Origin of the sequence: Anabaena lutea FACHB-196, from assembly GCF_014698305.1 — a bacterium.
Taxonomy (GTDB): domain Bacteria; phylum Cyanobacteriota; class Cyanobacteriia; order Cyanobacteriales; family Nostocaceae; genus Anabaena; species Anabaena lutea.
The window spans coordinates 24883-34569 of the sequence record NZ_JACJST010000038.1; the positions used below are offsets into that span (position 1 = coordinate 24883).

8 protein-coding genes are annotated in these 9687 nt (G+C 41.2%); 2 read left to right on the top strand and 6 right to left on the bottom strand.

Features of this window, described 5'->3' with window-relative positions; translation table 11 throughout:
• Positions 1 to 764 precede the first annotated feature (764 nt).
• Positions 765 to 1712, top strand: a complete 948-nt coding sequence (gene cdf31 / locus H6G59_RS25545; RefSeq protein ID WP_190720407.1) for a CDF family zinc efflux transporter Cdf31 — start codon at positions 765 to 767, stop codon at positions 1710 to 1712.
• A 326-nt stretch (positions 1713 to 2038) separates the two neighbouring features.
• Here cdf31 and H6G59_RS25550 read toward each other — a convergent pair whose 3' ends face one another.
• From H6G59_RS25550 to H6G59_RS25575, 6 genes are all read right to left on the bottom strand, one after another.
• Positions 2039 to 2470, bottom strand: coding sequence for a response regulator (locus tag H6G59_RS25550; protein WP_190720410.1), 432 nt, complete (start codon positions 2468 to 2470; stop codon positions 2039 to 2041).
• 442 nt (positions 2471 to 2912) lie between these two features.
• Complete coding sequence (guaA, locus tag H6G59_RS25555; RefSeq protein WP_190720413.1) at positions 2913 to 4535, bottom strand: glutamine-hydrolyzing GMP synthase; 1623 nt, start codon at positions 4533 to 4535, stop codon at positions 2913 to 2915.
• Positions 4536 to 4909: 374 nt separating this feature from the next.
• On the bottom strand, positions 4910 to 6025 hold the full coding sequence (gene cbiD, locus H6G59_RS25560) for a cobalt-precorrin-5B (C(1))-methyltransferase CbiD (protein ID WP_190720416.1): 1116 nt from the start codon (positions 6023 to 6025) through the stop codon (positions 4910 to 4912).
• A 40-nt stretch (positions 6026 to 6065) separates the two neighbouring features.
• Positions 6066 to 6365, bottom strand: a complete 300-nt coding sequence (locus H6G59_RS25565; RefSeq protein WP_127052421.1) for a DUF7734 family protein — start codon at positions 6363 to 6365, stop codon at positions 6066 to 6068.
• A 75-nt stretch (positions 6366 to 6440) separates the two neighbouring features.
• Positions 6441 to 7031: a DUF3177 family protein gene (locus H6G59_RS25570; RefSeq protein ID WP_190720420.1), complete on the bottom strand. Its 591-nt coding sequence runs from the start codon at positions 7029 to 7031 to the stop codon at positions 6441 to 6443.
• Between the two features lie 395 nt (positions 7032 to 7426).
• On the bottom strand, positions 7427 to 7672 hold the full coding sequence (locus H6G59_RS25575) for a Calvin cycle protein CP12 (RefSeq protein WP_190720424.1): 246 nt from the start codon (positions 7670 to 7672) through the stop codon (positions 7427 to 7429).
• 526 nt (positions 7673 to 8198) lie between these two features.
• Between H6G59_RS25575 and H6G59_RS25580 the strand changes: the two genes are divergently transcribed.
• Positions 8199 to 9413 (top strand): FIST signal transduction protein, encoded by a 1215-nt coding sequence (locus H6G59_RS25580; protein WP_190720426.1) that lies wholly within the window; start codon positions 8199 to 8201, stop codon positions 9411 to 9413.
• Positions 9414 to 9687 lie beyond the last annotated feature (274 nt).

A 9687-nucleotide genomic window follows, 5' to 3' on the forward strand; every position in this document is an offset into this window, starting at 1 on the left:
CCGTTGTCCGAGAAATGCCTAGAGATTTGGCCAGCGATCGCTTGCACCAACATTTTCCAAATTATCCAGTTCTACGTAATCACAGTCTTTTTGAGTACAGGGTACAGAAAAGCCTTGCATTCAGCGCGACCTAGGAATCGCCTATTAATTTTGATCAAACTCATATACAGCCAGGGTTATTTCATTCTAGATTTCAGCAACGAATTTAGGTGTTCTTAGCCGTCGTCAGATAAAACCCCTGAAGCCTAAAACGGCGTATTCTCGTAAATACATAAAATGTCAAAATTTAGAATGAAACGGCCCTGCATATACAGCAATGGTTATGGATACTTAAAAAGGATGTTTGATCACAAGGGGAGCGATAGAAGCAATTATTTTGATGTAGCTTGCTTCCCGTATGGCCAAAAGCGAGGCTATGGCTAACGCGCAGCCTCTCGTTCACATAGTGTCTCCGACAGGAGAAGAGAAAGGTACGCGAATGCACGCAGATAAACGCGGATAAAGACGGATAAATGCAACCTCACACAAAATTGGTATGAGTTATTAATGATAATAATAGTCTTTTGTAGATGGTTATACTACCCAAATACATCAGGATTGTAGCTAATTTTAGTTAAAATTAATGTCAATAAATTAGTAGTAAATTTAGCGGCTGTCGATAGACTTATTCCTTATGGAGTAAGACTTTGATACATTTTATTTGTGTTGAGTTGTGCTTTATGTTTTACAGTAGAAGTCATAGAAATGGATGTTATAAATTATCTATGACTTACGATCATCGTGCCGAAGTGCAAAAAGTTTTAATTATTACCCTATTACTTAATTTGTTTGTAATGGGATTAAAGGCATTTGTGGGGTACTCAACAGGTTCTCTCAGTTTGTTAGCTGATGCATTGCATAGTGTGACAGATAGCGCCAACAATGTTTTAGGATTGTTTACTAGTAAGTTTTCTTCCCCATATCCAGATCGAGAACATCCCTATGGACACCACAAATTTGAAGCGGTGGGAGCCTTGGGAATTGCGGCTTTTTTAGGAATAGCCTGTTTTGAGATTTTGCAAGGAGCAGTGGAGCGAATTCTTAAGGGTGGTGAACTTGTAAAAATAACAGCACCGGAATTGTGGTTATTGCTAATTGTCTTAGGTGTGAATATTTTTGTCACCTTTTATGAACGTGGTGTAGGTAAGCGGATAGGTAGCCCAATTTTGATTGCTGACGCTACTCACACTATGAGTGATGTTTGGGTGACGATTGCGGTACTTGGTGGTTTGATTGGTATTTGGTGGTTAAATTTTCAGTGGCTAGATGTAGTCTTAGCCTTTCCTGTGGCTTTATTGGTATTTTGGAGTGGATGGTCAGTTTTAAAAGAGAATTTGCCTTCTTTAGTCGATGAAATGGCGATCGCTCCCGAAGCTATTCATGCGATCGTTGTTGCTGTTCCTGGAGTGGTTAACTGCCATGATATCGCCTCTCGTGGTGTTCTTGGCCGCCAAGTTTTCATGGAAATGCATTTAATAGTAGATGCACCAGATGTAGAAACTGCTCACCGTATTACCGAAGAAGTAGAAAGGCAGTTAGAAGCACGCTTTAGTCCAGTCAGAATTTTAATTCACGTTGAACCGCCAGCATATCAGTCTGAAAGCATTAGCTTTGAACCAGAATTGACATACTCCCCGCCCAATAAGGGTGGAGATTCTGGGTTTAAACAATAGTTGCAGGCATAGCCCGTCTGTACACCATCTCGCCCCCTCAACAATGCCGTGCCTGTTTCTACTGTTGTATCAAAAATTAGCCTCCGGGCGTTCGCGTAGCGTCTCGCAGAGAGGCTTTAAACCCATTTTTTCGGTAAACCACTTTCGTGATCTATTTAGGCTGGGTGTGGAGTGTAGGAAAAGAAAAAAATTGGTAAATGCATTTAAGAATTATTTAGAGCGAATTTTTTAGTCAAAAAAATCTTTTTTACCTAATTCCCCTGGTAATACGTCCAACAAACCTACCAACAAACCTAAATATATTCCCAAACCTATAACCCAAGTCTTCAGCAAAGATCGTGGTATTTACTACTTAAACATTGATTCAGCGTGACTAAATTGGCGATAATTGCCACTAATTCACTTGGATCAACAGGTTTAGGTACATGATTTTGAAAGCCAGCTTCTAAGGCACAGATACGATCCTCACTATCTGCATAAGCAGTAAGAGCAATAGCAGGAACTTGTCCTCCTTCATCTGCTTTGAGCGATCGCACTTTACGAATGAAGGTATAACCATCTTCATGAGGCATCGCTATATCACAGACTAACGCATCAGGTTTTAACTTAGGTAGTATTTCTATGGCAGAGGCAGCTGAAGAAACTGCTGTAACACTAGCTCCATCTGCTTCCAAAACTATAGAAATGTAAAAGCGGCTATCTTCATCATCATCAACCACAAGAATGCGTAAGCCAGTCAGAGGGAGATTAGCTTGCATAATATCTCCATTAGTGTTGGGAATTAGAAAGAAGTATCTTCAATTAGCTTTTTGTTTGATCCTCAGTCATCAGACCAAAAGTAATTTTACTGCGATCGCTGGTCATTTAGCTGAAACAAAAAGAAGCCCCATGTCTCACCCGCAAGGAGCGAATGTAGAGACGTTGCATATAAGGATTGTCAATAAATAAATTATCCCAATAAACGCATAGCAAGGAGGGCAGAAATAAAGAGGATTTTGCATCATTTTTGGGATATTTTCTGATTTGTAATTTCAAGTCCGGTTAATTGCTTAACAAAAAACTCGACCCTTGAAGAAGACACGGGGATACGGAGAAAGAGGGACACGGGGATAATCTCTCCGCGTCACCGCGTCTTCCCCTCACCGCGTCCTCTTCGGTCAGCGCGGTTCTCTAATGATAAGTAGTCAACCGGACACGATCTCATTCCCACTCAATAGTTCCAGGTGGCTTAGAAGTGATATCGTAAACCACGCGGTTTACCCCTTTCACCTCGTTGACAATGCGGGTAGAAATCGCTTCTAGGACATCATAAGGCACACGCGCCCAATCTGCCGTCATTCCATCTTCACTGGTGACAATCCGCAAGACAATGGGGTAAGCATAGGTACGTTTATCACCCATTACACCCACACTCCGAATCGGTAGTAATACAGCGAATGCTTGCCAAACTTCATGATACAAGCCACGCTGATTAATTTCTTGGCGGACAATCAAATCGGCATCCCGTAAAATATTTAACCTGTCGGCAGTGACTTCACCTAAAATGCGAATTGCTAAACCAGGCCCTGGGAAAGGTTGTCTTTGGACAATTTCTTCTGGTAAACCGATAGAACGACCAACTTTGCGGACTTCATCTTTAAAGAGTTTCCGCAACGGTTCCACCAGTTTAAATCTCAAGTCTTTGGGTAAACCACCAACATTGTGATGACTCTTGATTTTGACTGCTACCCGTTCACCTGTTTTGGGATCAACGTTGGTATCAGCAGATTCAATTACATCTGGATACAATGTACCTTGAGCTAGGTAGTCAAAATGACCAAGGTCTTTGGATGTTTCTTCAAAGACGCTAATAAATTCATGTCCTATGCGGCGGCGTTTTTCTTCAGGGTCTGTGACACCGGCAATGGCGGCAATAAAGCGATCGCGCGCATTCACATATTTTACTGGAATGTGAAACTGTTCTTGGAACAACTTCAACAATCTTTCTGGCTCTAACTTCCGCATAAAGCCTTGATCAATAAACACACAAGTCAGCTGTTCACCAATGGCTTTATACAACAAAAATGCCAGAGTTGAAGAATCTACACCTCCAGAAAGCGCCAACAGCACCCGCTTATCACCGACTCTAGCGCGAATTTCCCGAATAGACTCTTCTACAAAAGCTGCTGTTGTCCAAGTGGGTTCGCAGTCGCAGATGTGATAAACAAAGTTGCGAATTAATGCTAAACCACCCTGGGAATGTACGACTTCAGGATGGAACTGTACACCGTAAAGTTTCTTGTCGTGGTCTGCAATAGCCGCACAGGGAGTATTTTCTGTATGTGCCAGTAATTCAAATCCTGGTGGCATTTGTGTCACTGAGTCGCCATGACTCATCCACATGGTCGTGCCATCTTCAACATTAGTCAGCAAGTCTGTGGGGTCATCTATATATAATGATGCCTTGCCGTATTCACCTCGTTCAGCTTTGGTGACTTCTCCACCGAGTTGGTTGACCATCAGTTGCATACCGTAGCACACACCTAAGATGGGGATTCCCAACTTCCAGATTTCTGGGTCACAATGGGGAGCATTATCGCCATATACTGAATTTGGACCGCCGGACAAAATAATTCCTTTGGGATTTAGTTGTTGTAAATGTTCAGCTGTAGTTCGATAGGAAAGAACTTCAGAATATACTTGAGTTTCGCGAATTCGACGGGCAATTAGTTCAGAATATTGAGAGCCAAAGTCTAAAATTACAATTATTTGGCGATCAAGCTTTCTCAAATTTGATTGTGTTTGAGGTGCTTGTTCGGTTGGTAGAGTCACCGCTGTATTCATGATGGCGAGAGTGTGTCTTTAAGGATAAATCGGTCTAATGTAAGAATTCAGGAGTCAGGAGTCAGGAGTCAGAATGCTTATGAAATCAGGAATAGAGAGAAGTTATATTTTCTCAAAATCATCAAAGTTGACTCGAAAAGCCTTTATTGTCTTGACTTATGTATTCTCTATCCTGAATACTTACGTTTAATTTCACATGATCACCATTTCCGGCTTTTTAGGCTTGTAATGGTCAGAAAAAACCTAGATAGACGCGACTGCTGCCGCGCCTGTTGAGCCGATAAATCTAGTTGGGTATTAAAAGCTACAAATCACTCTATAGTAGGTAATCCAAAAAATTATTTATTTGGTTGATTATGATAATTCATAATAAGTTAACATAATTTTTCTATTAACATACCACCAGTTTTACTTTTGACGATAATTTGGCGATCGCGGTCAAAAAGAACTGAACCACAGACTGTGGTGTTCATACCTCTGTCGCTGTGGCTGTGAATATATTCTTGGCAACGAGTATCAATGGTTTCAGCAAGGCTACCATAAACTTGATTAACCCAATTACTGGCAGTAGAATGATCAAGCGATCGCAGGTGTTTTAATGCTGCTTCCGCAGTAGGGCTATGAAACACTGTTTGTATATCTGGAGACTGTAAACCCAGGATTGCACAGTGTGACGCTAAAATTTCCCGTCGACCATCAGCTAAATGATGATGGGTATGAAAAATTCCTCCTGCGAGTTTCATCAGTTTACCGTGATAGCCAAATAATAAAATTTCTTTCACTCCTAGCAAATCAGCTTCTACTAACATCGGTCCGATCCAGTTAGCCGTTTTTACTAATTTTTCTGAATTTATCCCTAGCTTTCGCGCTAAATCTAAACCGTTTTCGCCAATACAGAAGACTAAATTCTCAAACCGACTGGCTTTATCTTGTAACTCCTCACGGAAAGCGGTAAGTTGATCTGGTGTACTCAAAGGTTGAGAAATACCTGTTGTTCCTAAAAGCGAAAGTCCTTCGACTACACCAAAAGCAGCATTAGAAGTTCTCAGGGCAAGCGATCGCCCGAACGGTAAAATAATCGTGACGGTGATTTTTTCCCCTGGTTTGAGCAATCGCTGCATATTTTCTGTTAACAACCTTTGAGCATAACCATAAATTGCGGCTTTCCCTTCACCATTCAATTGCTTACCAATTCCCTCACCACCCTTAATCACAACTGATTCCCCATCTCCCTCGAACCATTGTACCAACGCCCAAATCGGCGTATTTTTAGTCAAATCGAGGTTATCACCCGGATCACTGCGGGTAATTGCCAAAGCGCTATTTTCCGATAGTCCTGCTACCTGTTCAATTGGTATTTCGGCGATTACGTCCGGTTCAATCAAATCCACTGAAGTTACAGACAGGGGTTGACCATGACGTAACCAGTGTAAAGCGGCAACAGCAGCAGCACAAGCAAAAACGGGAAGGGTGTATCCAGAAAGGGACATGAGCAAAATTCACAATTCAAAATTAAGCTGAATTTCTAACTTAGACTCCTACTTCTGATAATAGGACTTGCATAGCTTCCCAAGAGATTCCTCTTTCGATATAACGGGGTGATTCAGGATTATAGGGGCTACCGATGCGGTCAATACCGAGAATTGTGGCTTCATCGGGTAAAACAGGTACATCTGGGTCAAAGGCAGTGGGACGCATCAAAGAACTAGAAAAGCCTTTAAAAATTGCAATTTTGTCTTGCTCATCAGTCATGTTGATCGTGACTATTAGGACTTCTTGAGGGCGTTTGACAGTATATTGCTCTAGCCGTTTACCAATGGAATTATTCATCAATCAAAAACCGTGTAACTTATTTGCTCATTGGAAGTATTTACATCTGAAATTAATTTTGATTTTTCATCTTTTTTACTGTGTGGCTGAACGCCCCTGCTTGCCTAGCTTAATCAACACAAAGTAGCTTAAATACACCACATAAACTACTAAACCAATTATGCCTAGAAAGCTGAGAAAAGCAGGCTTACTATTGTGATGGAAGTAATCTTTAAACATTAATGGTGCTTCCAACCAAACGCTACAATAAGAGCTTTTTAGGGAACTTTCAGAAAAAGCACAACCCACAAAAGGTACAAGAGCTACTGTACTCAGAATGCAATAAACAGTTGTTGCCCAGCGCCAAGATGTGAACATCAATTTCAATAAACCACTGGATTGATATTCAATTTCATCATTGATATCAACCCAGAACCATAGAGAAATTGGGATGAGAATACGAGCCATTAAAGCAGAAAGAAAACTTACGGCCAATCCACCAATCATTAAGTAAAGTGTTATTAGCAATAAACTTGCTACTCGCCAGTAAATCGTTAACAAGCGTTGTATTGCTTCTGATTTTTGTACAAATGCCCAAATCAGGAGAATCAGGGGAATAATTACCGTAAATAATAAGGCTAATCTATATTCCATCCAAACGTAAGGGCGAAACCAAATTTGTGGCATAAATTGTGTGAGGTTTGTCAGGTTTGTCAGGTGATAAATCTAAAATTTATTTATCTTTTATTTGATAGTTTAATCAAGGCAAAAAAGCAAGCAACTCATGAATCTGTAGCTGATATTTTGCACTTAGATAAAATAGTACCAGGAAGAATTTAGGAATTCAGCCCAATCTATTTTCTATTCAGCATACCGAGAAAAAATGCTTTCTTTGCTTTCTTTTTCAAGGTTGTGGCTGAGGTTTTGTCCTCTGCATAAACTCCTTCAAATTCCCCCCACTCAAAAATGAGTAAAGGGAAGATGTGAGATGGATATGGAGTGGTGGGAAGGTGCAAGATATTCAGTTAATAGATCGTGGTTGCTTGCCCACTAGACTAAAAGAAAAGGCATTAACTCAATTTCTAGTCTTCGTAAAGTCGGCACTCATCGGCTTCGGGATTGGCATCACAGTATTTTTCTAAAGAGTTTTTTGGCTTTTGTTGACGCTGGTGGGAAGCTTCAGCTTGCAGTTCTTCAACTGCATCCCAAGCCGCAGCACATTCAGGCGAGTTGCTACCTGTAATGTCACAAACAACACGCGCTTGTTCAACTTCTTCCTGGATCTTGTCTTGAATATCGGGATTTGCTGTTTCTTGGATATTTGTCATTGCTTTAGTCTCGTTATGTGTTGTTTATACTAGTGTAGAAAAAATTCAAAAATTACAGTGTTTGCTCTATCGCTTACTATTCTAACCACTGACCTGATCAGTTCATACTTGAGCCTGATAATCCATAACTAATACAACAAATTGCCTCATTTGTACTGTGTTCTCCTCTATGTTTTAAGATTTTGTGGGGACAGTACTACAGAAAAACAATCATACAATATATTTAAATGCATCTGGCAAGAATTGAAGAAGACACGGAGACACGGGGACGCGGGGACACCGTTGACCTAAGCCAGGGGATTCCAGCAAGGAATGTCTTTTTTCTTCTCCACGACTCAAGTCGGGGGCTGGAAACCATTTGCGTCGAACGTCGGACACAGGCGACTGACTCTCCGCGTCCTCTTCGGTCACCGTCCCGGATGTGGGGGTAGATGAAGGGCTGGTGCATCAACTCTTGTCGGATGCAATACTTCCCTAGATAAAACCATCAACTACTAGCCTCAATAGAGAAAGAAGCCCAGAACTCATGGCAGACAAAATGCAGTGGGCAAATGCCCTATCAACCCGTCCTTCTTTAGAAGCAGCTGTTGCAGATGTGGTACAACAAGCTGTCTCATCTTTAACAGCACCTGCGGATTTGGGGCTGGTGTTCATTTCGTCTGCTTTTACAAGTGAATATTCCCGACTATTGCCATTGCTGGCCGAAAAACTTTCAGTACCTGTGCTGATTGGTTGTAGCGCTGCTGGTGTAGTTGGTAGGACAGAGCTAGGAAAAACTCAAGAAATCGAAGCAGAACCAGCTATCAGTTTGACTTTAGCCCATCTTCCAGGGGTGAATATCCAGGCTTTTCATGTTGTGGCTGAAGAATTACCTGATTTGGATAGTTCTCCCGATGCTTGGATTGATGTCGTCGGTGTGCCACCATCACCAGTACCCCAATTTATCTTATTGTCTAGTGCGTTTTCGTCAGGAACTAATGATTTATTGCAGGGCTTAGATTTTGCTTATCCGGGTTCGGTAGTTGTGGGTGGACAAGCTAATGGTGGGTTTGTGAGCGATCGCATCGCTTTATTTTGTCACAATCGTCTTTATCGTGAGGGGACGGTGGGCTTGGCTTTGAGTGGTGATATTGTGCTGGAAACAATTGTGGCCCAAGGATGCCGACCGATTGGCCAGCCATTGCGTGTGACTAAAGCTGAACGCAATATTATTTTGGAGTTAGATGAGCAAGTCCCTTTAGTAATTTTGCGAGATTTGATTGGTAGTCTGAGTGAACAAGAACGTTTGCTGGCACAGCATTCTCTGTTTGTTGGTTTAGCAATGAATGAGTTTAAACCTTCTTTACAGCAGGGTGATTTTTTAATTCGCAATCTCCTGGGTGTAGATCCATCAGCTGGTGCGATCGCTATTGGCGATCGCGTCCGTCCTGGTCAAAGGTTACAATTTCACCTGCGGGATGCTCAAGCTTCTGCTGAAGATCTAGAATTGCTTTTACAAGAATATCTTGACAACAACCGCAGTGAATCCTCTCCTTTGGCAGCTTTGATGTTTAGTTGTGTTGGACGTGGTGCAGGACTTTACGGTCAGCCTAATTTTGATTCTCAGCTATTTAAGCGTTACTTCCATGACATCCCCATAGGAGGTTTTTTCGGTAGTGGTGAAATCGGACCTGTGAGTGAGAGAACTTTCCTTCACGGTTACACTTCCGTATTTGCAATTTGCAGACAACTTAATTCGTAGGGAATAGGGAATATAATTAAATGTGCTTAACTTGAAACTCTTGTAGGGACAATTCATGAATTGTCCCTATATTATTAATATTATTAAATGATAGATTATGAATAATATCTTGAAACTAGGCACTTTACTTAAAGACCGTTATCAAGTTATCGAGATTTTATCTAGTAATACGGCAGGGGAAACGCATCTAATTTATTTTGACAAAATGTAACTTATATGAGTACAAAAAAAGGATGGTATTATTAACTTAATATCAAGCTAATAAACACATATA